This is a genomic window from Sulfitobacter pontiacus, assembly GCF_040790665.1.
Lineage (GTDB): Bacteria > Pseudomonadota > Alphaproteobacteria > Rhodobacterales > Rhodobacteraceae > Sulfitobacter > Sulfitobacter pontiacus.
Map to the genome: position 1 here is coordinate 2,368,110 of NZ_CP160849.1, position 23,740 is coordinate 2,391,849.

21 protein-coding genes are annotated in these 23,740 nt (G+C 62.5%); 15 read left to right on the top strand and 6 right to left on the bottom strand.

The window, feature by feature from the left end; genetic code table 11:
• Positions 1–80: 80 nt before the first annotated feature.
• From AB1495_RS11645 to AB1495_RS11655, 3 genes are all read left to right on the top strand, one after another.
• Positions 81–680, top strand: coding sequence for a superoxide dismutase (locus tag AB1495_RS11645; RefSeq protein ID WP_074635168.1), 600 nt, complete (start codon positions 81–83; stop codon positions 678–680).
• A 153-nt stretch (positions 681–833) separates the two neighbouring features.
• On the top strand, positions 834–1,043 hold the full coding sequence (locus AB1495_RS11650; protein ID WP_037962905.1) for a hypothetical protein: 210 nt from the start codon (positions 834–836) through the stop codon (positions 1,041–1,043).
• Positions 1,040–1,495: a host attachment family protein gene (locus AB1495_RS11655; protein ID WP_037962902.1), complete on the top strand. Its 456-nt coding sequence runs from the start codon at positions 1,040–1,042 to the stop codon at positions 1,493–1,495. Before AB1495_RS11650 ends, AB1495_RS11655 begins: the two co-directional genes overlap by 4 nt.
• Before the next feature lie 262 nt (positions 1,496–1,757).
• Here the strand turns inward: AB1495_RS11655 and AB1495_RS11660 are convergent, their stop codons facing one another.
• Positions 1,758–2,312 (bottom strand): TIGR00730 family Rossman fold protein, encoded by a 555-nt coding sequence (locus AB1495_RS11660; RefSeq protein WP_074635167.1) that lies wholly within the window; start codon positions 2,310–2,312, stop codon positions 1,758–1,760.
• A 111-nt stretch (positions 2,313–2,423) separates the two neighbouring features.
• Between AB1495_RS11660 and AB1495_RS11665 the strand changes: the two genes are divergently transcribed.
• Positions 2,424–3,671, top strand: a complete 1,248-nt coding sequence (locus AB1495_RS11665; protein WP_074635166.1) for an Ig-like domain-containing protein — start codon at positions 2,424–2,426, stop codon at positions 3,669–3,671.
• A gap of 143 nt (positions 3,672–3,814) precedes the next feature.
• Positions 3,815–5,614 carry an ABC transporter ATP-binding protein/permease gene (locus AB1495_RS11670; protein WP_074635207.1) on the top strand — a complete coding sequence of 600 codons (1,800 nt, stop codon included), beginning with the start codon at positions 3,815–3,817 and terminating at the stop codon, positions 5,612–5,614.
• Positions 5,615–5,646: 32 nt separating this feature from the next.
• Here the strand turns inward: AB1495_RS11670 and AB1495_RS11675 are convergent, their stop codons facing one another.
• Entirely contained in the window at positions 5,647–6,105 is a 459-nt protein-coding gene (locus tag AB1495_RS11675) for a DUF302 domain-containing protein (RefSeq protein WP_005852621.1), read from the bottom strand.
• A 234-nt stretch (positions 6,106–6,339) separates the two neighbouring features.
• Here AB1495_RS11675 and AB1495_RS11680 point away from each other — a divergent pair, with 234 nt between their 5' ends.
• Positions 6,340–7,566 carry a multidrug effflux MFS transporter gene (locus AB1495_RS11680; RefSeq protein ID WP_074635165.1) on the top strand — a complete coding sequence of 409 codons (1,227 nt, stop codon included), beginning with the start codon at positions 6,340–6,342 and terminating at the stop codon, positions 7,564–7,566.
• A 3-nt stretch (positions 7,567–7,569) separates the two neighbouring features.
• Here AB1495_RS11680 and AB1495_RS11685 read toward each other — a convergent pair whose 3' ends face one another.
• Together AB1495_RS11685 and AB1495_RS11690 are read right to left on the bottom strand one after the other, a co-directional pair.
• On the bottom strand, positions 7,570–11,427 hold the full coding sequence (locus AB1495_RS11685) for an efflux RND transporter permease subunit (protein ID WP_074635164.1): 3,858 nt from the start codon (positions 11,425–11,427) through the stop codon (positions 7,570–7,572).
• Complete coding sequence (locus AB1495_RS11690; protein ID WP_074635163.1) at positions 11,424–12,674, bottom strand: efflux RND transporter periplasmic adaptor subunit; 1,251 nt, start codon at positions 12,672–12,674, stop codon at positions 11,424–11,426. Before AB1495_RS11690 ends, AB1495_RS11685 begins: the two co-directional genes overlap by 4 nt.
• 229 nt (positions 12,675–12,903) lie before the next feature.
• On the opposite strand from AB1495_RS11690, the gene AB1495_RS11695 reads away from it, so the two are divergent.
• Genes AB1495_RS11695 through der form a run of 3 tightly spaced genes read left to right on the top strand, consistent with a single transcriptional unit; the run spans position 12,904 to position 16,577 of the window.
• A complete protein-coding gene (locus AB1495_RS11695) occupies positions 12,904–13,617 on the top strand; it encodes a tetratricopeptide repeat protein (RefSeq protein WP_005852627.1) in 714 nt (237 codons plus the stop codon).
• A 54-nt stretch (positions 13,618–13,671) separates the two neighbouring features.
• Positions 13,672–15,051, top strand: coding sequence for a PQQ-like beta-propeller repeat protein (locus AB1495_RS11700; protein WP_083350865.1), 1,380 nt, complete (start codon positions 13,672–13,674; stop codon positions 15,049–15,051).
• Between the two features lie 50 nt (positions 15,052–15,101).
• Positions 15,102–16,577: a ribosome biogenesis GTPase Der gene (der, locus tag AB1495_RS11705; protein ID WP_074635162.1), complete on the top strand. Its 1,476-nt coding sequence runs from the start codon at positions 15,102–15,104 to the stop codon at positions 16,575–16,577.
• A gap of 59 nt (positions 16,578–16,636) precedes the next feature.
• On the opposite strand, the gene AB1495_RS11710 is transcribed toward der, so the two are convergent.
• A complete protein-coding gene (locus AB1495_RS11710; protein ID WP_074635161.1) occupies positions 16,637–17,344 on the bottom strand; it encodes a tryptophan-rich sensory protein in 708 nt (235 codons plus the stop codon).
• 59 nt (positions 17,345–17,403) lie between these two features.
• Positions 17,404–18,696: a serine--tRNA ligase gene (gene serS, locus AB1495_RS11715; RefSeq protein ID WP_074635160.1), complete on the bottom strand. Its 1,293-nt coding sequence runs from the start codon at positions 18,694–18,696 to the stop codon at positions 17,404–17,406.
• 263 nt (positions 18,697–18,959) lie between these two features.
• On the opposite strand from serS, the gene yajC reads away from it, so the two are divergent.
• The 6 genes from yajC to ccmB all read left to right on the top strand — a co-directional run bounded on the left by yajC (position 18,960) and on the right by ccmB (position 23,696).
• Positions 18,960–19,238: a preprotein translocase subunit YajC gene (gene yajC / locus AB1495_RS11720; RefSeq protein ID WP_005852640.1), complete on the top strand. Its 279-nt coding sequence runs from the start codon at positions 18,960–18,962 to the stop codon at positions 19,236–19,238.
• Positions 19,239–19,274: 36 nt separating this feature from the next.
• On the top strand, positions 19,275–20,924 hold the full coding sequence (gene secD, locus AB1495_RS11725; protein ID WP_074635159.1) for a protein translocase subunit SecD: 1,650 nt from the start codon (positions 19,275–19,277) through the stop codon (positions 20,922–20,924).
• 11 nt (positions 20,925–20,935) lie between these two features.
• Positions 20,936–21,904: a protein translocase subunit SecF gene (gene secF, locus AB1495_RS11730; protein ID WP_074635158.1), complete on the top strand. Its 969-nt coding sequence runs from the start codon at positions 20,936–20,938 to the stop codon at positions 21,902–21,904.
• A gap of 166 nt (positions 21,905–22,070) precedes the next feature.
• The gene (locus AB1495_RS11735; RefSeq protein WP_005852646.1) at positions 22,071–22,424 is read left to right on the top strand and encodes an Mth938-like domain-containing protein; all 354 of its coding nucleotides are present in this window, start codon (positions 22,071–22,073) and stop codon (positions 22,422–22,424) included.
• 1 nt (position 22,425) lies between these two features.
• The gene (gene ccmA / locus AB1495_RS11740; protein ID WP_074635157.1) at positions 22,426–23,043 is read left to right on the top strand and encodes a heme ABC exporter ATP-binding protein CcmA; all 618 of its coding nucleotides are present in this window, start codon (positions 22,426–22,428) and stop codon (positions 23,041–23,043) included.
• On the top strand, positions 23,040–23,696 hold the full coding sequence (ccmB, locus tag AB1495_RS11745) for a heme exporter protein CcmB (RefSeq protein ID WP_074635156.1): 657 nt from the start codon (positions 23,040–23,042) through the stop codon (positions 23,694–23,696). The genes ccmA and ccmB overlap by 4 nt, the downstream gene beginning before the upstream one ends.
• Positions 23,697–23,740: the final 44 nt, after the last annotated feature.

Sequence of the window (23,740 nt, forward strand, 5' to 3'; positions counted from 1 at the left end):
GCGGGTCGATCAGCACTTGACCTTATGACGGGACGGGCTTCATGTGACCCAGACGCAATTCAATAACGGAGGCTTTTCTCATGGCTTTTACACTTCCTGATCTTCCCTATGCCCACGATGCGCTTGCATCCAAAGGTATGTCCAAGGAAACGCTGGAATATCACCACGATAAGCACCACAACGCCTATGTGACCAACGGCAACAAAGCCATTGAAGGCACCGAGTGGGAAGGCAAGACCCTCGAGGAAATCATCAAGGGCACCTATAACCCTGACGCGGTCGCGCAAAGCGGCATCTTCAACAACATCAGCCAGCTCTGGAACCACAACCAGTTCTGGGAAATGATGTCCCCCGAAGACAGCAAAATGCCGTCCGAGCTGGAAAATGCGATCACTGAAAGCTTTGGCTCTGTCGATAAGTTCAAGGATGAATTCAAGGCAGCCGGTGGCGGTCAGTTCGGCTCCGGTTGGGCGTGGCTGGTCAAGGACACCGATGGTGGCCTGAAAGTGACCAAGACCGAAAACGGCGTGAACCCTGTCTGTTTCGGTCAGACCGCACTGCTGGGCTGCGACGTTTGGGAACACTCCTACTACATTGATTTCCGCAACGCGCGCCCCGACTACCTGTCGAACTTCCTCGACAATCTGGTCAACTGGGACAACGTCGCATCGCGCATGTAATCGCAATATGATGGGTTAAGGCATCACGCCAACCTGTTGAAATATTTATGTGAAAGGCCCTGCAGCATTCCGCTGTGGGGCCTTTTCTTGTGGAACCACCGGCGGGACTGGGGCGTTTTGCCTGTGAACCCACAAGATGAGAAGGAGACCACGATGGCAGAGCGTCACAGATCGCAGGACGGCGTCAAGGAAACCGACAAATACATCAGCGAAGCCGATGATATTGACCATCAGGGCCGCTCGGGCGGGGGGCTGCAACGCGATGTCGGCACGCAAGACGAAGAGAAACAGGTGGTCGACAAACCCGGCGCTGACACCCGCGTCACTGGCGAAGACAAACGCAACCATGGAGAAGACGCATGACCAAGATTGAAAATGGCACTTGGGTGCTGATCGCAGACGGTGAAAAAGCGCTGTTCATGGTGAATGAAACCGACGGAGAGGATCCGTTCCTGCAGGTCTTCCGCGAGGAAGAGCAGGAGAACCCGCCCAACCGCGATCAGGCCGCCAATCGTCGTGGACGCTTCAACGACGGCCCGTCTGTGCACCGCTCGGCTGTGGACGACACCGACTGGCACCAGCTGTCCAAGGACCGCTTTGCCAGCGAGCTGGCGGATATCCTGTACAAACAGGCGCATAAGGGCAAGTTCGACAAGATCATTCTGGTCGCACCGCCGAACACTCTGGGCGAGTTGCGTCACGAGATGCACAAAGAGGTCGCGGACAAAGTCGTGGGCGAAATCCCCAAGACGCTGACGAACCACCCCATCGAAGAGATTGAGAATATCGTGAAATCGACGCTTGAAACAGCGTGATGATGTGGCCGCATAGCAACAGTAGAAATCCGGCTATGCGGCCACATCTATAGGTATTCGGGTTGCCGCAGGGCGGTGATTTGAAAGGGCATCCAGACGTGGGTGCCCTTTGCTGTATCGCGCGTGCTAGCGGCGAACAGGGAGTATGGCGTTGGCCGCTTTAACCTACCGCCCATAGCACTCCTGATCCTGCTTCGCCGCCGATCAACCCGTTGCCGCGCAGGCGCTTTCTGCACTACCGCGCGCGCTGCCGTGCGTACCTCTATGCGGTCAGGCTACGGCGCAGAATGTCCAGCGCGCCGTCAACGTCATCGACCGTATCCACATAGCCAAGCAGGCTTTCTTCGGCAAAGCCGCGGGCGACGACATGATCCAGAAGCGCTGTGAGAGGATCCCAGTAACCATTTGTATTCAATAGGATTACCGGTTTCTGATGTAACCCCAACTGGCGCCAGGTCAGCACTTCGAACAGCTCGTCCAGTGATCCGGCACCGCCGGGCAGGACCACCACGGCATCGCAGTTCATGAACATCACCTTTTTGCGTTCATGCATAGTTTCGGTCACGACATAGGTGGTCAGATCGGTCTTGCCGACCTCCCATTTGACCAGATGATCGGGGATCACGCCAAAGGTCGTGCCGCCCGCCGTTTGTGCTGCTCGTGCAACGGTGCCCATCAGCCCCACGTCCCCCGCGCCATAGACCAGCCGCCAATCGTTCTGCGCCAAAGCGCGCCCCAAAGCGTCGGCTTGTGCGGTATATTCGGGGTCATCACCGGGGCGCGAGCCGCAGTAAACACATACGGATTTCTGGATCATAAACGGGGGTCCTTTTTGCGAATATGCACATGGCATGCAGCTGCATTTTGACCCGTGATAGCCTGCTTGGTACAAGTCCTCAATGTGGGGAAGTTCAAAGGGATGAACGGGATGTCGGTGTTTCAAACGCGGGGTGCTCAGTTTGCGGGCGCCGCGCTGGTCGTGGCGGTTGCCGTTGCGGGATATATCTGGTCGCAAGATGCGGATCCCGTCGTGCCGGATACGGCGAAAGACACCGCCACCCAGCCGAAACCCGCGGCCCAGCCCCCCGCGCAAACCGCCACCGCACCCCAAGACACCAAGGCCGCCGCCACCGTTCCCCCTGCGCCCCAAACGCCTGATCCCGCCGCGTCGCCCGCCACACCCAGTTTTGACGAGGTGCGCCGCGAGGGGGACGGGATGACCGTGATCGCAGGCCGCGCAGCACCAGGGGCCCGCGTCAGCGTCATCAGCAACGGGGCAGAGGTCGCCAGCGCGCAGGCCGATCGCTCTGGCAAATTCGCCACGCTTGCCATTTTGCCGCCCGATGGCAGCGGCAAGATCCTGAGCCTGAGCGCGGATGCGGAAACAGGCCCTGTCGCCTCGGTCGAGGAAGTCATCTTGGCCCCGATCACCGCGCCTGCCGTGGCGCAGGTGACGCTGGCGGAACCAGCAGACGTATCCATCGACACCACATCAGAGACCACGCCCGACGACACGGCCCCTGAAGCAGCCTCCGCTCCGGTCGCGGAACCGCGAGGGGAAGCCCCCGATGACAGTGCCCCCGAGATGACCGAGGTCGCCGCCGTGACACCGCAGCCCGATCCCGCGCCCCCGTCTGCTGATACCCCCGTCGCCCTGTTGAAATCCGACGCCGATGGTGTGGAATTACTGCCCGGCACCGCGCCCGAGGTGACAGACCGCATCGCGCTCGACACGATCACCTATTCCGATGAGGGCGAGGTCCGGCTGGCGGGGCGCGCACAGGCGCAGGCGTCTTCCGTGCGGGTCTATCTGGACAACCGCAGCGTCGGCGCGCTTGAGGTGGACCCCCAAGGCCGTTGGCGCGGCGATATCGAGGATATCAAGACCGGCATCTACACCCTGCGCGTGGATGAGCTGGATCAGGGCGGCGACGTGATCAGCCGCGTCGAAACCCCCTTTAAACGTGAATCCCCCGAGGTGCTGGCCCGTGCCACCGCAGACAACGACGGCCCGATCAAGGCGGTGACCGTGCAGGAGGGAGCCACGCTTTGGGCCATCGCCCGCGAACGCTATGGTGACCCGACGCTCTATGTGCGCGTCTTTGCCGCCAACCGCTCATCAATCCGCGATCCGGATCTGATCTACCCCGGTCAGGTCTTTGATCTGCCGGATTAATAGCGGCTATGCACGCGGATGAGGCAGCTGCACTGGCATGATCCGGCTGACGGCCCTATGTAAGGGGCAACCACACAGGATCGTTCATGTCAGCCGATAGCCCGCGCACTGCCAGCCAACCCAAACCCGCCACCCAATATCCCATGACAGAAGAGGAGATCGCCCAAGCTGCAGAGCGGCAGTCGAACCTGCTTGTCCTGCGCAAGGTGGCCCCGTACCTGTGGCCCGACGATATGCCTTGGGTCAAGAAACGCGTGGTCTGGGCGCTGATCTTCTTGGTGGTGTCCAAGCTGATTTCTGTTGTTATTCCCGTGCTTTACAAAGACGCGGTGGATGCTCTTGCGAATGAGGGCGTGCCGTTTCTGGCACTTGGCGCGGTGGGGCTGACGATTGCCTATGGGATGGCCCGCGCAATGAACGTGGGCTTTCAACAGCTGCGCGACGCGGTCTTTGCCCGTGTCGGCCAGCGCGCTTTGCGGATGCTTGCGCTGGAGACGTTCGAGCATATCCACAAGCTGTCGATGCGCTATCACATCACGCGCAAAACCGGCGGGCTGAGCCGGATCATCGAACGCGGGGTCAAGGGTGTGGAATTCCTGCTCCGCTTCCTGCTTTTCTCGATCGGGCCGCTGATTCTGGAGCTGCTGCTGGTCGGCATCATCCTGACCGTGCTGTTCGACGCGTGGTATCTGCTGATCGTGACGGTCACCATCGGGCTTTACGTCTGGTTTACCTTCGCGGTGACCGAGTGGCGCGTGAAGCTGCGCCGCCAGATGAACGACCGCGACACGGATGCCAACCAAAAGGCCATCGACAGCCTGCTGAACTATGAAACCGTCAAGTATTTCGTCGCCGAACAGCGCGAGGCGCAGCGCTATGACGCGGCAATGGCGGGCTATGAAGAGGCGGCGATCAAGACGAACTACTCGCTTGCCTTCCTGAACTTCGGCCAGTCGTTGCTGATCACCTGCGGGTTGGTCGGCGTGATGATCCTGGCCGCCATCGGGGTGCAGAACGGTGACCTTACCGTGGGGGATTTCGTTATGGTCAACGCCTATATGGTGCAGTTGACCGTGCCCCTGAACTTCCTTGGCACCGTCTATCGCGAAATCCGTCAAGCGCTGGTCGATATGGGGCAGATGTTCACGTTGCTCGATCAACCGGCCGAAATCTCGGACAAGCCCGACGCCCCTGCGCTGCACGTCTCAGGCGGGCGTGTCACGCTGGACAACGTGCGCTTTGGCTATGACGACGACCGAGAGATCCTCAAGGGCGTGTCGATCGAAGCCGCCCCGGGAGAGATGGTGGCGATTGTCGGCTCTACCGGATCGGGGAAATCCACCATCGGGCGTTTGCTGTTCCGGTTCTACGATGTGCAGGGCGGTGCCGTGCGTGTGGACGGGCAAGATGTGCGCGATGTGACCCAAGACAGCCTGCACCGCGCGATTGGCGTGGTGCCTCAGGATACCGTGCTGTTCAACGATACCATCGGCTATAACATCGCCTATGGCCGCGATAACGCCACGCAAGAAGACATCGAGGCCGCGGCAAAATCGGCGCAGATCCACGACTTTATCCAGCGTTTGCCCCACGGGTATGAAACCGCTGTGGGTGAACGCGGGCTGAAACTGTCGGGGGGGGAAAAGCAGCGTGTCGGTATCGCGCGAACCTTGCTGAAAAACCCGCCGATCCTGCTGCTGGACGAAGCCACAAGCGCGCTGGACAGCGAGACGGAGCACGAGATTCAGGATGCCCTACGTCAAGCGGGCAAGGGGCGCACGGTGCTGACCATCGCGCACCGCCTGTCCACCGTGGCCGAGGCGGACCGTATCGTCGTGCTGGAGCAAGGCGAGGTGGTAGAACAGGGGACCCATGACGATCTGCTGGCACGCAACGGGCGTTACGCGCAGCTGTGGCAACGCCAGCAATCCGAGGGCGAATAGCTGGCGCCGCCAAGGTTTGGTGGGCGCGGGGGTTATTCCTCCGCGATGGCCTTGTCGGTGAGCTTGTCTAGCGCGCCGGTCATTTTGGTCAGATATTCCGCGTCATCGGGCAACCCGTGGTCTGCGGCCAATGTGGCGGGGTCGTGGTAGCTGACATGCACCATGCCGCTGTCATCGGCATAGGCCAGCACGCGCATGGGCAGGTCTAGACCAGCGGTCTGACCGTCCAGCATCGCAGGCGTGCCCAGCTTGGGGTTGCCAAAGATCAGCAATGTGGTCGGGCGCAGCTCCATATCCACTTTGGTCGCCCCTTCGGCGTGGTCCACGCGGGCAAAGACCGTGGCACCGGCTTCGGTCACGGCAGTTTCCAGACGGTCGATTGTGTCGGGCACGGAATGGGGGCTCATCTTGGTGATGATGTCGGCGGCGGCAGGCAGGGCGGCCAGCGTCGTCAGGGCGAGCGTTGTCGCGGCGAGTGTCTTGCGGATCATGTGGTCTCTCCTTCGGTTTGCGCGGCCCGTAGGCCTCGGCTTCCTTCTGGAACCTAGTACGCCTTGCCCCATGAACGAGCAAAATTCGATCAACAAGCAGTGAATTTCCGGTATATGCATACAAACAACATGGTGCATTCTTGCCGTCGGGTACATATGTGCTAGCTCTGCGCTGGCCGAGCGTAAGACGCGCGGCACCCCCACAGCCTTGCCCACAACCTTGAAGGACTGCCCATGTCTGCCGGAATGTTCCGTACCGCCCTTATTCTTGGCTCTATCTGTGTGACAGGTCCTTTTGCCATCGACATGTATCTGCCCGCCTTGCCCGCGATCGAAGAGGCGCTGGATGTCTCTGTCTCGGCGGCCCAGATTACACTGGTCGCCTATTTCCTCGCCTACGGCGTGTCGCAGTTGGTCTATGGGCCGCTGTCCGACCAGATCGGGCGCAAAAAGACCCTTGCCATTGGGATGAGCATTTTCTGCGTCGGCGCGGTGATCTGTGCGGTGGCCCCCGACATCGAGACGCTGGTGCTGGGGCGTCTGGTGCAGGGCATCGGCGGGGCGACGGTGATGGTCATTCCCCGTGCCATCGTGCGCGATATGTACACCGGAGCGCAGGCGACGCGGTTGATGTCGTCGATCATGCTGGTGATCTCGGTCTCGCCCATGCTGGCGCCCTTGGCGGGCAGCGCGGTGGTCAGCTTTGGCAGCTGGCGCGAGATTTTCCTCGCCCTTGCTATCCTTGCGGCGGCGACGTTGACGATGGCGCAAATCGCGCTGCCCGAGACGCTGACCGCGGACAAACGCCGCAAGGTCAATCTGCGCGAGCTGTCGCGCAGTTGTGGTATCCTGTTCCGCGATCCGGTGTTCGTCGGCCTGACCTTCATCGCGGGTTTCGGCATGGCGAGCTTCTTCTTGTTCATCTCCAGCGCGTCCTTCGTCTACACCGGTCAATTCGGGCTGACCCCGACCGAGTTCTCGCTGGCCTTCGCCTTTAACGCGGTGGGGTTCTTTATCGCCACGCAAGCGGCGGGGCGTCTGGCCGATATGTGGGGGCTCGCCACGCTGATCGGGCGCGGTGTCACCGGCTTTGCCGTCTGCTCTGCGCTGTTGACGGGCGTTGTGCTGGCCGGTTTCGGCACGCTGCCGGTGCTGTTGATCGGGCTGTTTCTGGCCTATTCCTTTCTGGGGGTCGTTGTGCCTTCGGCGATGGTCGCGGCACTTGATGCGCATGGACGGCGCGCGGGTATGGCGTCCTCGCTCAGCGGAAGCCTGACAATGCTGACGGGGGCCTTTTGCATCGCTGCGACGACGCCGTTCTTTGACGGCACCGCCGTGCCCATGGTGGTGAGCATCGCGCTGTGTGGTGTGGCGGCATTGGGGCTGGTGATCTTTACCATGCCCAAGCTGCGCCAGCAGCAGGATGCCGCGGCGGCCGACCAGATGCCCGCCGCGGCCTAAGGGTCACTCCGCCGGTGGGGTATGGGCCGGCGGTCCGGTGTCCTCCCACTGGATCACGGTTGTTTGCAGCCTGCGTGCATCACGCGCCAGCGCCCAGTCCTGCGCGGATTTGCTGGCGCGCCCCAGCGACATCTTGGCCAGCAGCCGCGCGATCCAGCGGGCGTAGGTGGTGGCCCACACGCGGATCGCCAGCATGGACGGGGTGACCAGCAGCGTCAGCACCGTCGCGATGCCCAGACCAAAGACCACCGCCGTTGCCAGCTGTTTCCACCACAGCGCCGTGGGGCTGTCGATGGTGTAGCCGCCATTGGCAAAGTCGAGGCTCAGCCCGAACATCATCGGCGCAAGCCCTGCCATCGTGGTGATGGTGGTCAGCAGTACAGGGCGGATACGGGCCTGCGCCGTGCGAATGATCGCCTCGATCCGCGGCATGTACTGGCTGAACTCCTGATAGGTATCGATCAGGATGATGTTATTGTTCACCACGATCCCCGCCAGCGCCACGATCCCCGTGCCCGTCATGATGATCGAAAACGTCTGATCCATCACCAACATGCCAATCAGCACGCCCGTGGTCGATAGCACCACCGCCAGCAGCACCAGCACCGAGTTGTAGATGCTGTTGAACTGCGCCAGCAGGATGATGAACATCAACCCCAGTGCCGCGGTAAAGGCCGAGGACAAGAACGCCTGACTTTCGGCCTGATCCTCTTGGTCGCCGGTCCATTCATAGCTGACGCCCGCGGGCAGGGGCCGGGTTTCCAGCCATTTGGTCAGCTCCGCAATCCGTTCGTTGGCATTGATCGGGATCATGCGGAGGGTGCCATTGTCCAGCTCTTGTTGCAGATCGACGCCTTGGGCGGCATTGGTCCGGTTGGTGATCTTGAAGGCCGCACCCTCGGGCCCCGTGATATCGCCCGCGTCCCCCGCAGGGCGCATCGTCGCGAGGGTGATTGTCGTCTCGCCCGCCTGTTCTGTGTCCGCCTGTGCCGTGCCCGTCTGTGCCGTGCCCGTTTGCGCGGCGGCCTGGGAGGCATCCACCGTGCGCACCAGTTTGACCAGCCCGGGGAAGACATCGGCCTTCACATCAAGATAGCGTTTCTGGTCGATCCGGTTGATCTCTGCCAGCTTGGGCACGGGGGTCCGGGTGATGAAGTTCGACAGCGGCACCAGCCCATCCACCGTGCGCACCTTCAGCGTGTCCAGCGTGCTGAGCACACGGTCTTCTTGCGGCAGGCGCACCCTGATCTCGATCTCTTCGTCCGAACTGTCGACCCGCATCGTGTCCAGCAGCAGCCCGCGGGTGACCAGCTGCACCATTGCGCCGACGGTGACCACATCAGCCCCGTATTGCCCCGCCTTGGCGACATCCACGTCGATCTGCCAGTCGATGCCGGGCAGGGGGCGGGTGTCTTCGATCAGGGTCAGGCCGGGGGTTTTCTCGAAGGTGTCACGGGCCTGTGCCGTCGCGGCGATCAGGTCAGTGAAACTGTCGGATTTCAGACGCAGGTGCACCGGCTTGCCCGACGCAGGGCCGCGCGCCTGTGCAAGGATTTCGATCTTGATGCCGGGGATCGCGCTCAGCGCTTCCGTGAGCTCTGCGATCACGATGTCGCCGTCGAGTTCCGGGCGCAGGGCGCGGTCTTCCCACGGGATGGTTTCAAGCTGCACCTGACCGATGCTGTCCTTGGGGGCCTGGGCCCCGCCGGTATTGCTGTCGAGCCCGCCTTCACCGGCAAATGCAAAGGCGGTAGAGACACCGGGATGCGCCAGCACGATCGCCTCCGCCTGCTGCATGATCGCGTCTTTTTCCGCCAGCGACAGGTTGCCCCGGGCCAGCACATAGACGATCGCCTGCTCGGGTTCGGATTCGACAAAGAACTCCACACCTTTGCTGTTGTTGCCAAAGAAGATCATCGTGGTGCCGACAAAGACAAAGACGACCCCCGCGACCACCAGCGGCATCACCGGGTTGCCCGCGATAAAGGCAATGACCCGCCCGAAGCCTGATCGACGGTAGCCCGCCTTGATCACGGTGGGCTCTTTGCGGAACAGCCGCGATGTGACCCAGCGGCCCCCGCGGCCCATGCGGGTGAACAGTGCGAAAAAGCTGGTCAGCCCCAAAAGCACGCCCGATATCGCCACCGCCACCAGCGCGCAGAGCACGGCGATGCAGATAAAGACCACGGCAAAGACCGGAATGACCGAGCCAAGGATATCCAGCCCGTCCATGCCCGCGAACTGCGCCGAGATCACGGCAAACAGCGGCTGCATCAGCGCCAGCGGCAGGGCGATCATCGCGGCGACAATGGGAAACAGCAGCAGATGCAGATAGAACCGCAGCTTGGCGATGGCAGTCATATTCTGCGCCATCCAGCGTTCCAGCCGTCCGGTGACGCCGCCCATGACGGGTAGATAGATCAGCGCCACCACCAGCGAGGCGGAGAGCACAAAGATCAGCGTGACCGGCAACATGCCCATGAACTCCCCCGGGACGCCGGGCCAGAACAACATGGGCAGGAAGGCGCAAAGCGTGGTCGCGGTGGACGAGATGATGGGCCAGAACATGCGTTTGGCGGCCTCGACATAGGCGGCCATGGGGCCTTCGCCCTGTTGCTGGCGCGCGTCGGCATATTCCACCACAACAATCGCGCCATCCACCAGCATCCCCACCGCAAGGATCAGCCCGAACATCACGATGTTCGAGATGGAAATCCCCATCAGCGCGAGAAAGGCAAAACACAGCAGGAACGACGTGGGAATCGCAAAGCCCACCAGCAGGGCCGCACGGATCCCCAGGGCGGCAAGCACCACGATCATCACCAGCGCGATCGCGGTAAAGACCGACCCCAGAAGCTGCTGCACCATACTGTCGACGATGCGGCTTTGATCGTTCGAGGTGCCAAGCGTGACAGCGGCTTTCAGCCCCTCGGGCCAGGCGGCGCTTTGGGCGGCGACGATCTCTTTCACCTGGGTGGAGGTGTCGATCAGGTTATAGCCCTTGCGTTTGACCACCTGCAGCGCCAGCGTCTTTTCCCCGTTGAACCGTGCGGTGCCTTCGCGGTCTTCAAAGGTCAGGTTGATGGTCGCCAGATCGCCCAGTGTCACCACGCGGTCGCCGTTGGTTTTGACCGGCAGCGCATAGACATCGCGCGGTTCATCAAAGGAGGACGGGATCTTGACCGAGAAACTGCCCTGATCCGACTGCACTTCGCCCGCGGCAATCAGCTGGTTATTGTTCTGCACCACATTGATCAGCTCGCCCGCGGTCACGTCATAGGCTTCCAGCCGCAAGGGATCGATCAGCACCTCAAGCATCTCGTCACGGTCGCCCGCCAACCCTGCTTCAAGCACCGCATGCACACCTTCCAGCGCGTCTTGCAGATCACGCGCGACGCGAGCCATGGTACGTTCGGGCACGGGGCCGGTCAGGTTGACGATGATGATGGGGAATTCGGAAAAGTTGATCTCTGTGATCGAATATTTCTCGTAGCCTTCGGGGAATTTGGATTCCGCCGTGCTCATCGCGTCGCGCACGTCGGCCATGATCTTGGACTTGTCCCAGCCGAATTCGAATTCCAGCGCGACACCGGCGTAGTTTTCGGCGGCGGTGCCGGTCATGGTCTTCAGGCCGTCCAGATCGGAAAGCTCCGTCTCCATCGGTTTGACCAGCAGGGTTTCGCTATCCGCGGCAGAGATGCCCGGAAACTGGACCGAGACGAAAAGCGCCGGGATCTCGATGTCGGGTTCGCCCTCTTTGGGCAGGGTGGAATAGGCATAGCCCCCCACCACGAGGCTCAGCAGGATAAACGCCATGACCATACGGGCACGGCCCGCGGCCCAATCGACCATGCCGCTCATTCCGGGGCCTCGTCGCGGAAGGTCGGGGTGACGGTCACGCCAGCGGTGACATATTCCTGTCCCAGCACGATGACATTCGCCTGCGCGGGCAGGCCGGTGACCCAGATCCCCTCGGGCGTGTCGCGCACAAGTGTGACTGCGGCGAAATCAACGGTATTCTCGGCGTCGATCAGACGCACGCCAAGGGTGCCGTCATCATTCAGCGTCAGGGCGGATTGCGGCAGCAGATGCGCCTCGACCCCGGCCGAGGCGATGGCGATTTCGGCGGTCTGGCCGTCGCGGATGCTCAGATCGGGGTTGGGCACCTCGATTTCCACCTGAAAGGTGCGCGTCGTCGGATCGGAGGCGCGCGAGATAAAGGTGACGGTACCTGCGATCTCGCGGTCGCCCGCGGCCAGCCGCGCCTGCGCCTGCGCGCCAAGGCTGACGCGGTCAACCTCGGTTTCGGGGATAAAGCCCACCAGTTTGATCGGATCAAGCTGGATCACCTGCGCACAAAGCGATCCGGTTTGCAGCAGGCTGCCAAGCTCTGCGGTGTCGCTTTCCAGCAGCCCTTCGAACGGCGCGGTGAGGGTCAGCCGGTCAATCTCGGCCTGTGTGCTGGCAACGGCGGCCTCCGCAGCCTCAATGCCGGAATGTGCCGCATTCAGCCCCGCCTCGGCAGAGCTGAGTGCAGCGCGCGCGGCGGCGACAGCAGCTTCGGCGGTGGCCAGCGTGGTCTGCGACGAAAACCCGCCTTCGCCCAGTTTTTGTGCCGCGTTCAGCTTGATCAGGGTTTCATCCAGACGGGCCTGCGCCTCGGCCACGCGGGCCTGTGCCTCGGGGACGCGGGATTGTGCCTCGTCGCGGCGGGCCTGCGCCTCTGCCTGTTGCGCACCACGGGTGCCGGGGTCCAGCTCGCACAGCACATCGCCCGCGTTCACGGTCGCGCCCTTGCGCAGCGGGGCCGATACCACAACGGCAGAGGTTTCCGCCTTGACCGCCACCTGCCGCGCCGCCGTGGTCTGACCGCGCACGATCACGGCAGAGGCGAGCGGTGCCGCCGCGCTGCGCTGCACCACGACCTTCACCCGCGCGGGCTCTGCCACATCTGACGGGGACGCGGTATCGGTGCTGTCGGCATCCACCGCAGGCGCCGGAGGTTGCGCGGCCCCCTGTGCCAGCCCCAACAGGGCGTCACGTTCGAAAATTGCCATATACATCAGGGCGGAAACGGCGATGGCCGCCAGAAGGGGGAAGATGCGCATTCGGGCCTCGGTTCAGTGAAACGCGGGCTTTGCGGCACCGCAGTATGTCGTATGCTATAGGGCCAAATGCTTAAGCGAATAAAACTGAACTGCATAGTTCACTATTGAAAAAACTTGCGACATGCGACCTTGTGAACAACGCGTGGGTCACTTGCTGTGCAGCCAAGCCCTTGGCAGCCCCGCAGCCGCAGGTTAAGAGGGGCGTTAAATCAGGCGGGACGGGTACCACATGAGCGATACAGACAGTTTCATCGACGAAGTAAACGAAGAGGTCCGCCGCGACCGGTTCTACTTTATGCTCAAACGCTATGGCTGGATTGCGGTGCTGGCCGTGATCCTGCTGGTCGGTGGGGCCGCGTGGAACGAATACCAGAAAGCACAGGCCCGCGCAGAGGCGGAAACCCTTGGCGACGCGATGTTTGCAGCGCTTTCCGCCGAAGATACAGCCGCCCGCGCTGCCGCCTTTGAAAAAATCGAGGCCACAAACCCCCGCGCCGGTGCCATGCTGGGCTTGCTGACCGCCGCCGAACAAGCCCAAGCAGGCGAGACCGACGCCGCCGTCGCCACCTTGAACGGCATCGGGCTGGATGCGGATGTGCCCGCGATCTATCGCGAAATCGCCCAGTTCAAGGCGATTACCCTGCAAGGATCGGATATGCCCGCCAATGAACGCCGTCTGGCGTTGGAAAATCTGGCGCAGCCCGGCAGCAGCCTGCGCTTGCTGGCGCAAGAACAACTGGCCATGATCGACATCGAAGAAGACGCCCCCGAGGCCGCGATCGAACGGTATCAGGGGATCCTGAACGACGCGGATGTGACCTCGGACTTGCAACAACGCGCCCTTCAGGTGATTGTCGCCTTGGGGGGGGATCCGCAAATGGGTACCGCAGCCCCCGCGCCGCAAACGGACACCGTGCCGGCGCTGGATGCAGACAATAACTAATCCTGCCTGAACCCTTCAGGTGACACGGACTTAAAGAGCAAAGCGAGCAGGGCCATGACCATTCTCCACAGCATCTCCTTGAAACCCACGTCGACGCGCCGTGCCACACTTGGGATGGGGGCGGTGGTGGCATCGCTGCTGCTGTCAGCCTGCGCCGAACCAGAGGTGATCCTGCCCGGCGTGCGCGAGGATGTGCGATCGGTCCTGCAAGGCAGCGACGGCTTTGCAGCCCCCGCCGATGCGCCGGTGCCAGCCAATACAACACGCGCGATTTCGCTGCCTGCAGCGACCACTAACGCCAGCTGGTCGCAAAGCTCTGGCACGCCAAGCACACGCGTCAGCCACCCCGCGCTTGGTGCAGCGCCGCAGCTTGCGTGGTCTGCCTCTATCGGGAAGGGCGACAGCCGCAAGCAACGCATCACCGCGACGCCTGTCGTGTCGGGCGGGCGCGTGTTCACCATCGATTCCGGTGCGACGGTCACCGCGACCTCTGCCACATCGGGAGCCACACTTTGGACGCGTGACCTGACGCCGCAAAGCGACGGGCAGGGCGATGCGACCGGTGGCGGCTTGGCCGTCGATGGCAACACAGTCTACGTCTCGCTCGGCTTCGGGTCGGTCACGGCGCTGGATGTCGACAGTGGCGGCACGCGCTGGACGCAGGATATCGATGGCACCGGATCGGGGGCCCCGACAGTCTTTGGCGATATGGTCTATTTCACCTCTGGCGACGACACCGGTTGGGCGCTGAACAAATCCAACGGCCGCGTGCAATGGCAGACCGGGTCGACCAGCAGCATCAACAATGTGCTTGGCGCACCGGCCCCCGCCGTGGGGTCGCAGATCGCCGTGCTGGCCTTTGGCTCGGGCGAGGTGCAAGGGCTCTTCCGTCAGGGCGGGCTGGATCGTTGGAACACGTCTGTCGTGGGCAAACGCCCGGGGCGCGCGCTGGCCAATATCTCTGACGTGACAAGCGCGCCGGTGATCTCGGGCGATACCGTTTATGTGGGCAACCAGTCGGGCCGCCTGGCAGCACTGAGCCTTGGCGGCGGCGAACGCCAGTGGACCGCGCGCGAAGGCGCGATTGGCCCCGTTTGGCCCGCAGGCGACAGCGTCTTTGTCGTGACCGACCTGAACGAGCTGGTGCGTCTGGATGCCAGCACCGGCACCCGCATCTGGGGCACACCGCTGCCGAATTTCGTCAAGGACAAGCCCAAGCGCCAGTCCGAGGTCTTTGGCAACTACGGCCCCATCCTTGCCGGTGGCCGCGTGATCGTGGCCTCTAGCGATGGCACGCTGCGCAGCTTTGACCCTACCAATGGCGCGCTGGTTGCACAGGTGACGATCCCCGGCGGGGCGACCACTGCGCCGGTCGTGGCGGGGGGCGTTCTTTACGTCGTATCCGCGAAAGGGCAATTGCACGCTTTCCGTTAGGCCGCAAATAGGCTAAGCGGCGGGCTTGACCTAGTCTTCGGAGCCGTTCCATGTCTTTCACCCTCGCCATTGTGGGCCGTCCCAACGTCGGGAAATCCACGCTGTTCAACCGTCTGGTCGGTAAAAAGCTGGCGTTGGTCGATGATCAGCCCGGTGTGACGCGCGATCTGCGAGAAGGCGCGGCGCGGCTTGCCGACCTGCGATTCACCGTGGTGGATACCGCCGGGCTTGAAGAAGTCACCGACGACAGCCTGCAGGGCCGGATGCGCCGCCTGACCGAACGTGCCGTGGATATGGCGGACATCTGCCTGTTCATGATCGACGCCCGCGTGGGGGTCACGCCGTCTGATCTGGTCTTTGCCGATATCCTGCGCAAGAAATCCGCCCATGTTATTCTGGCCGCCAACAAGGCCGAAGGCAAAGCCGCCGACGCCGGTGTGATCGAGGCCTACAGCCTTGGCCTTGGCGAACCGATCCGCCTGTCTGCCGAACACGGCGAGGGGCTGAACGATCTTTACACCCATCTGATGCCAATCGCCGACAGTTTCGCCGAGCGGGCGCAAACCGATGCGCCGGAAACAGATGTGGACCTGACCGAGGAAGAAGCCGAACTGGGCGACGAAGAGGCACCCATGCCCGTCCCCACCAAGACCAAGCCCTTGCAGGTGGCCGTCGTAGGGCGTCCGAACGCGGGTAAATCCACCCTCATCAACCAGATTATGGGCGAGGATCGTCTGCTCACCGGACCAGAGGCGGGGATCACCCGTGATGCGATTTCGCTGCAAACCGACTGGTTCGACGTGCCCATGCGGATCTTTGACACCGCCGGGATGCGCAAACGCGCCAAGGTGCAGGAAAAGCTCGAAAAGCTGAGCGTCAGCGATGGTTTACGTGCGGTGAAATTCGCCGAGGTTATGGTGGTTCTGCTGGATGCGGATATCCCCTTTGAACAGCAAGACCTGCGCATCGCCGATCTGGCCGAACGCGAAGGCCGCGCCGTTGTGGTTGCGGTGAACAAATGGGACCTTGAGACCGACAAACAGGGCAAGTTGAAAGACCTGCGCGAAAGCTTTGAACGGCTTCTGCCGCAGCTCAAGGGCGCGCCTTTGGTGACCGTTTCGGCCAAGACCGGGCGCGGGATGGACCGTTTGCACAACGCGATCATGCGCGCCTATGAGGTCTGGAACCGCCGTGTCACCACCGCACAGCTGAACCGCTGGCTGTCTGGCATGATGGAGGCGCACCCGCCCCCCGCGCCGCAGGGCAAGCGTATCAAGCTGCGCTATATGACCCAAGCCAAGACCCGCCCGCCGGGGTTCGTGGTCATGTGTAGCCACCCCGATAAGGTGCCGGAAAGCTATAACCGCTATCTTGTCAACGGGTTACGGCTGGACTTTGACATGCCGGGCACGCCGATCCGCCTGTGGATGCGCGGCCAGTCGGACGCCAACCCCTATAAGGGGCGCAAAAAGGCGAAACCGTCGAAGCTGCGCAAACATACCGACGGGCACCGCAAGGACCGCTAGGGACTGTAGAGCTTTCGAAAGATCGGGACCGGAGTTTTCAGAACTCCGGTTCTTTGCATTTAGCCGCGCCGCCATGACCGGTAGGTGGGCAGGATCAAGGCAATCGCGCCCCCCGCGGCCAGCGCGGCAACGGTCGGGGCCGTCGCGACATTCGCCACCACCACAGCGACCAGCGCCCAGATCACCCCGATCCCATAGGTCGGCGCGCGCATCAGCGACGATTGCACCCCCGCTGCAATCACAATCGCCAGCCCGACAAAGACCAGCCCCGCGGTTGGCCCGCTCATCCAGCCATAGCCGGCCGCCAGCAGCCCCAGAGACACGCAGGAGGCCGCGCTTAGCCAGCCCGCATAAAGCCCCACGGGCAGGGCGGCAAAGCCGCGATCCTCACGCGGGGCGCGGAACAGCGCATAAAGCGCCGACACCAGCATCACCCATATCAGCACGGATGCCCAGATCGGGCTGGCCACGGCCACGGCAAGCCAGAAGCACCCGACAAACAGCGACGGCGCGAGCGGCAGACGCATGTCGTGCCAAAGGGTATCCTCGCGGCGTTTCCACAGGCCCCAGCCCATGCCGACGATCAACCAGACATAGATCAGCCCCCAGATCGAGAACGCGTAGCCCGCAGGCTGCACCGGCGGGTTGTCTTGGGGGATGGGGAATTGGTCCGGCGAAAAGCCGTTGAAGCCGGAGACAAAAAAAGGCGACACGGCAAAGCCGATCGCCAGCAGAAAGGTCAAAAGGGCAATAAGGGAACGGGACATCGGGCTACCTTGCGAAAAGTGGTTCTCGCCTCAGATAGCCCGATGATCCCGGCGTTCAATCAGCTGAGCGTGCCGTCGATGCCCAAAGTGGTCTTGCCGCCCAGATAGGGGGTCAGCACGTCGGGCAGTTTGACCGACCCATCGGCCTGCTGGCCGTTTTCCAGCACCGCGATCAGGCAGCGCCCGACGGCCAGACCGGACCCGTTCAACGTGTGCACGAACTGCGGTTTGCCGCCATCTGCGGGTTTGAACCGTGCGTTCATCCGCCGCGCCTGAAAATCCCCCGTGGTCGAAACAGAGCTTATCTCGCGGTAGGCGTTCTGACCGGGGAGCCAGGCCTCGATGTCAAAGGTCCGGCGCGCGCCAAATCCCATGTCACCGGTGCACAGGATCACGGTGCGGTACGGCACGCCCAGACGTTCCAGCATGTCTTCGGCACAGCGCAGCATACGCTTTTGTTCGTCATCCGATTGATCGGGGTGGGTGACCGATACCATCTCGACCTTCTCGAACTGGTGCTGGCGCAGCATGCCCGAGGTGTCGCGGCCCGCGCTGCCCGCCTCGGAGCGGAAGCACAGGGTGTGGGCGGTCATCCGGCGGGGCAGGGCGGCCTCTTCCAGCACGTCACCGGCGACCGAATAGGTCAGCGTCACTTCGGAGGTGGGGATCAGCCACCAGCCGTTTGTGGTCTGATAGCTGTCGTCGCCGAATTTGGGCAGCTTGTCGGTGCCATACATCGCCTCGTCGCGCACCAGCACGGGGGTCATATGTTCGGTCAGCCCGTTTTCATCGACATGGGTGTCGATCATGAATTGCGCCAGCGCACGGTGAATCCGCGCCACGGCCCCTTTAAGCATCACAAAGCGCGCGCCGGAAGTTTTGGCGGCGGTTTCGAAATCCATTGACGCCGCGACGCTGGCGATCTCGAAATGCTCTTTCGCCTTGAAATCAAACGCCGGCACATCGCCCCAGCGGTTCACTTCGACATTGTCAGCCTCGTCCGCGCCATCTGGGGCATCATCGGCGGGCAGGTTGGGGATGCGCGCCAGCATGTCGGTCAACTGCGCGTCCAGATCCTTGGCCTCTGCCTGCATGGCGGTGACTTCGGCCTTCTTGTCGCTGACCAATGTGCGCAGACGTTCGAATTCGGCCTCGTCGCCCTTGGCCTTGGCCGCGCCCACCAGTTTGGAGGCTTTGTTCTGCTCGGCCTGCGCGGTTTCCGCTGCTGAAATCTTGGCCCGCCGTGCCTCGTCCAGTGCCAGTACCTGCGCGCTTACAGGGGTGTCGCCGCGCCGTGCGAGGGCGGCGTCGAAAGCATCGGGGTTTTCACGGATGGCTTTGATGTCGTGCATGGGCTGTTCCTTTGTCGTCCGAGTCGCATGATCTGCGTTGCGCGCGTTATGCCCGATTGTGGATCGCGGTGCCAGATGTGGATACGCGGGGGGGGATCGCGCCCTTGGATGCTTGCCCAAACAGCTTATTGCAGGCTGCGACACCGGGCGGCGCCATTTCCCCCCGGAACCCACCTTGCAAAGCCCCGCGTCTGACCATAGGTTCCGCCAAACTTAGACGGCAGGCCGTTTGCGGCATGCGCCCAACACAAAGGACGACCTCCATGGAAGCCATTCAGCAATTTGTACCCCTGATCCTGATCTTCGCGATCATGTATTTTCTGCTTATCCGCCCTCAGCAAAAGAAGGTGAAAGAGCATAAGGCAATGGTGGACGGTCTGCGTCGTGGCGATCAAGTGGTCACCGCTGGCGGTCTGATCGGCAAAGTCGTCAAAGTCAAAGATGACGGCGAGCTGGAAGTCGAACTGGCCGACAACGTCAAAGTGCGCGTTGTGCAATCGACCATCGCCACCGTCGTCTCCAAGACCGAACCAGCCAAGTAAGCGCCTCTTCGGGCGTGTCGAGAAAAGGGCAGTACCATGCTTCAGATTGATCTGTGGAAACGGGTGTTGATCATCCTCACCTGTGCCGCTGGCCTGTGGCTGGCGCTGCCCAATGCGTTCTACGGACCCGTCGAACAGCACAATGATGCGGTCAAGGCGATCAGCGTTGCTGGCGCCACCCCCGAGCTTGAGGCGCAAAAGGCGCTTTGGCCCGAGTGGATGCCGGAACGTCTGGTCAACCTTGGCCTCGATCTGCGCGGCGGGGCCCATTTGCTGGCCGAAGTGAATGTCGAAGACGTTTACGCCAACCGGATGGAGGCCGCCTGGCCCGAGGTCCGCGATGCGTTACGCTCGATCACGCCGGTCCGCCGCGTTGACGCCCCCAAGGGCGAGCTGCGCGTGCGCATCAACGATGCCTCTGTCATGGCACAAGCTTTAGAGGCGACCCGTGCCTTGGCCCGCCCCGTGCAGTCGCTGACCGGCACAGGGCAGAACGACATCGTGGTAAACGGTGCCAATGACATCATCACCATCACGCTGACCGATGCCGAGAAACAGGCCACGGACGAGCGCACGATGCAGCAGTCGCTGGAAATCATCCGCCGCCGCATCGACGAGGTGGGCACACGCGAGCCCACGATCCAGCGTCAGGGTTCGGACCGTATCCTTATTCAGGTGCCCGGCATCGGGTCGGCCGCAGAGCTGAAAGCGATCATCGGGACCACGGCGCAGCTGACGTTTAACCCCGTGGTGAACCGTGGTGCCAACGAAAACGCGGCACCGGGTCTGGGCAATTCGCTTTTGCCCGACGCCGAAGCGCCCGGTGTCTTCTACATCATCGAAACCGCGCCCGTCGTGACCGGCGAACAGCTGGTCGATGCGCAGCCCAGCTTTGACCAGAACGGCCGCCCCGCTGTCAGCTTCCGCTTTGACACCACCGGCGCGCGCAAGTTCGGCACCTACACGGCAGAGAACATCGGCGCGCCTTTCGCCATTGTGCTGGATGACGAGGTCATCAGCGCCCCCACCATCCAAAGCGCGATCCCCGGCGGGTCGGGCATCATCACCGGTAACTTCACGGTCGAGGAATCCACCAATCTGGCCGTCTTGCTGCGGGCAGGGGCCTTGCCCGCGGGTCTGACCTTTGTCGAGGAACGCACCATCGGGCCGGAACTGGGGCAAGACAGCATTGACGCGGGCAAGATCGCGACCAGCGTCGCCTTTGGCGCGGTGCTGTTCTTTATGTGGGCCAGCTACGGGCTTTTCGGGCTGTTTGCCAATATCGCGCTGATCATCAACGTCGGCATGATCTTTGGCTTGCTGAGCCTGATTGGTGCCACGCTGACCCTGCCCGGTATCGCGGGGATCGTTCTGACAGTGGGTATGGCGGTGGACGCCAACGTGCTGATCTTTGAACGCATCCGCGAAGAGCTCAAGACCGCAAAGGGACCGGCCCGCGCCATCAGCCTTGGCTATGAACGCGCGCTTAGCGCCATTCTGGACGCCAACATCACCACCTTCATCATTGCAACGATCCTCTTTGTGCTTGGCTCCGGCCCTGTGCGCGGGTTCGCGGTGACGCTGGGGCTTGGCATCGTCACGTCGGTCTTTACGGCGTATTTCGTCACACGTCTGATCGTGGTGTTCTGGTTTGAACGCCGCCGTCCCAAGACAATCACGGTATAGGAACGCGCACCATGCGGCTGAGACTGATCTCCGACGATACGAATATCGACTTCTTCAAACACGCCAAGCTGACCTTTGGGGCGTCCTGTGTGGCGGTGCTGCTGGCCTTGGCCGTGTGGTTCACCATGGGCCTGAACTACGGCATCGACTTCCGAGGCGGGACGACCCTGCGCACGCAAAGTGACGCAGCCGTGGACGTGGCGGCCTACCGCACGGCGCTGGATCCGCTAGAGCTTGGCGATGTGTCCATCTCAGAGGTGTTTGACCCTGCCAGCGACAGCACCAAACATGTCGCGATGGTCCGCATCCAGGCCCAGGAGGGCGAAGAGGCCGCATCCCCCGAGATGATCCAGAATGTCGAGGAAGCGTTGAAAACCGTGGCCCCGAACATCGTCTTCACCTCGGTCGAATCTGTTGGCCCCAAAGTGTCGGGCGAGCTGATCCAGACCGCGTTTCTGGCGGTTGCTGCCTCCCTCGGGGCGATCCTGATCTACATCTGGCTCAGGTTCGAATGGCAGTTCTCTGTCGGGGCGGTCGCGGCGCTGTTTCATGATGTGGTGCTGACCATCGGCGTCTTCTCGGCCCTGCAGATCCGGTTCGATCTGGCGGTGATCGCGGCGATCCTGACCATCATCGGCTATTCGATCAACGACACCGTGGTGATCTTTGACCGCCTGCGTGAAAACCTGCGCAAATACAAGAAACGCGACCTGCGCGAGATCATGAACCTCAGCGTCAATGAGACCCTGAGCCGGACCTTGATGACATCGGGCACCACCTTGCTCGCGCTCATCGCGCTGCTGGTTCTGGGCGGCGATGTGATCCGTGGCTTTGTCTTCGCGATCACATGGGGCGTTGTTGTGGGCACCTATTCTTCGGTCTATGTGGCCAAGAACGTCGTGCTGTTTCTGGGCGTCAAACGCGACTGGTCCAAGAAAGACAACAACAATACCGGCCAATACGCCAACATCGACGCGTAATATATTTCGCTGCCAGCAGGGCACCCCTTGCTGGCAGCACCGTTCCGCGCCCGCCTCCGGCGCGACGCTTTGCCCATAGGGCGCGCCCCATTTCACCGCCAGTTGATCTGTATTGTCCGCGCGTGATCCGCTATGATCGCGCAGCCCCCGCGAGAAGGAGAACATCATGCGTTTGAACGAGGTCGTGTATTCGGATGCCAAACCCGTCGAAGGCTATGGCCCTGGTTTCTTCCGCATTGGCGGCACGGTGTTCGAAGGGCCGGTGATCGCGGGCACCTCTGGGGTTTCTGCGTGGCAAGGCTTTGACGATCACGCACCGCTGCTGGCGCTGGCGGGCAAGATCGACATCCTGTTCATCGGCACCGGGGCCGAGATTGCGCATATCCCGGCCGACCTGCGCAGCACGCTTGAAGACGCGGGCATCGGGGTTGATGTCATGTCGTCCCCCGCCGCGGCGCGGACCTATAACGTCCTGCTCAGCGAAGGCCGTCGCATCGCCTTGGCGATGATCCCCGTCTGATATGACCCTGCGTGTCACCGACCTTGCCGTCGCGCGCGGCGGTGTGCCCGTGCTGGACGGGGTGTCTTTTGCGATTGAACCGGGGGCTGCCTTGATCCTGCGAGGGCCGAACGGGGCGGGCAAGACCACGCTACTGCGCTGCATCGCGGGGCTGCAACCGCCCTTGTCGGGGCAGATCGACGGGGCAGAGGAAACCATCGCCTACGCCGGGCACGCCGACGGGCTGAAAGCGATGCTGAGCGTGCGCGAAAACCTCACATTCTGGGCACAGGTCTTCGGGCAGCGCGATATCTCTGACGCATTGACCGCCTATGACCTCGAGCCGCTGCAAGACCGGCTGGCAGGCACCTTGTCGGCGGGGCAAAAGCGGCGCTTGGGGCTGGCGCGGTTGATGGTCACGGGGCGGCCCATCTGGGTGCTGGACGAGCCGACCGTGTCGCTGGACGCCGCCGCCGTTGGGCTTTTCGCCGCGGCGGTGACGGCGCATCTGGGGGCAGGCGGCATGGCGCTGATCGCCACCCATATCGACCTTGGCCTGAAAGCGCATAGCTTTGATATCACCCCGTTTCGCGCCAAACCATCACTGCGCAGCGGTGCCAGTGACGAGGCTTTCCTGTGATCGCCTTGCTGCGCCGGGACCTGATGCTTGCCTTTCGGGCGGGCGGGGGCTTTGGCCTCGGGCTGGCGTTCTTCCTGATTGTCACCGTACTGGTGCCCTTCTCGGTCGGGCCGCACCCCGATCTGTTGGGGACCATCGCGCCCGGTGTGCTTTGGCTGGGGGCGCTGCTGGCCTGCCTGCTCTCGCTCGACCGGCTGCTTGCGCTGGATTACGAGGATGGCACGCTGGACCTGCTGGCCACGGCACCGCTGCCGCTTGAGGCGGCGTTGAGCGTCAAGGCACTGTCCCACTGGGTGACGACCGGGCTGCCGCTGGTGCTTGCAGCACCTGTGTTGGGGGTGATGCTGAACCTCGCGCCCACGGGGTATCTGTGGCTGGTGGCCTCGCTGGGTCTGGGCACGCCCGCGCTGTCGGTGATCGGCACCTTTGGCGCGGCGCTGACCGTGGGCATTAAACGCGGCGGGCTGCTGATGTCGCTGCTGGTGCTGCCGCTATACGTGCCGACGCTGATCTTCGGGGCAGAGGCCGCGCGCCGCGGCGCAATGGGGCTGGATACCACGACCCCGCTGACCCTGCTGGCTGGCATCACCTTTGGCACCATCGCGCTCATGCCCTTCGCCTCTGCCGCGGTGCTGCGGATGACCTTAAGGTGAGTGCGCGCTTTTGACCATTGAGTGCCAGGAAACGGAGCGATAGA

Coding starts and splice junctions, on each gene's coding strand:
- AB1495_RS11690 (WP_074635163.1), bottom strand. CDS start 12,674: ATGCGCATCTTCCCCCTTCTGGCGGCCATCGCCGTTTCCGCCCTGATG.
- AB1495_RS11710 (WP_074635161.1), bottom strand. CDS start 17,344: ATGTCCCGTTCCCTTATTGCCCTTTTGACCTTTCTGCTGGCGATCGGC.
- AB1495_RS11675 (WP_005852621.1), bottom strand. CDS start 6,105: ATGATCCGCAAGACACTCGCCGCGACAACGCTCGCCCTGACGACGCTG.
- yajC (WP_005852640.1), top strand. CDS start 18,960: ATGGAAGCCATTCAGCAATTTGTACCCCTGATCCTGATCTTCGCGATC.
- serS (WP_074635160.1), bottom strand. CDS start 18,696: ATGCACGACATCAAAGCCATCCGTGAAAACCCCGATGCTTTCGACGCC.
- AB1495_RS11655 (WP_037962902.1), top strand. CDS start 1,040: ATGACCAAGATTGAAAATGGCACTTGGGTGCTGATCGCAGACGGTGAA.
- AB1495_RS11735 (WP_005852646.1), top strand. CDS start 22,071: ATGCGTTTGAACGAGGTCGTGTATTCGGATGCCAAACCCGTCGAAGGC.
- AB1495_RS11645 (WP_074635168.1), top strand. CDS start 81: ATGGCTTTTACACTTCCTGATCTTCCCTATGCCCACGATGCGCTTGCA.
- AB1495_RS11680 (WP_074635165.1), top strand. CDS start 6,340: ATGTCTGCCGGAATGTTCCGTACCGCCCTTATTCTTGGCTCTATCTGT.
- der (WP_074635162.1), top strand. CDS start 15,102: ATGTCTTTCACCCTCGCCATTGTGGGCCGTCCCAACGTCGGGAAATCC.
- AB1495_RS11685 (WP_074635164.1), bottom strand. CDS start 11,427: ATGAGCGGCATGGTCGATTGGGCCGCGGGCCGTGCCCGTATGGTCATG.
- ccmA (WP_074635157.1), top strand. CDS start 22,426: ATGACCCTGCGTGTCACCGACCTTGCCGTCGCGCGCGGCGGTGTGCCC.
- AB1495_RS11660 (WP_074635167.1), bottom strand. CDS start 2,312: ATGATCCAGAAATCCGTATGTGTTTACTGCGGCTCGCGCCCCGGTGAT.
- AB1495_RS11700 (WP_083350865.1), top strand. CDS start 13,672: ATGACCATTCTCCACAGCATCTCCTTGAAACCCACGTCGACGCGCCGT.
- AB1495_RS11650 (WP_037962905.1), top strand. CDS start 834: ATGGCAGAGCGTCACAGATCGCAGGACGGCGTCAAGGAAACCGACAAA.
- AB1495_RS11695 (WP_005852627.1), top strand. CDS start 12,904: ATGAGCGATACAGACAGTTTCATCGACGAAGTAAACGAAGAGGTCCGC.
- AB1495_RS11670 (WP_074635207.1), top strand. CDS start 3,815: ATGACAGAAGAGGAGATCGCCCAAGCTGCAGAGCGGCAGTCGAACCTG.
- secF (WP_074635158.1), top strand. CDS start 20,936: ATGCGGCTGAGACTGATCTCCGACGATACGAATATCGACTTCTTCAAA.
- AB1495_RS11665 (WP_074635166.1), top strand. CDS start 2,424: ATGTCGGTGTTTCAAACGCGGGGTGCTCAGTTTGCGGGCGCCGCGCTG.
- secD (WP_074635159.1), top strand. CDS start 19,275: ATGCTTCAGATTGATCTGTGGAAACGGGTGTTGATCATCCTCACCTGT.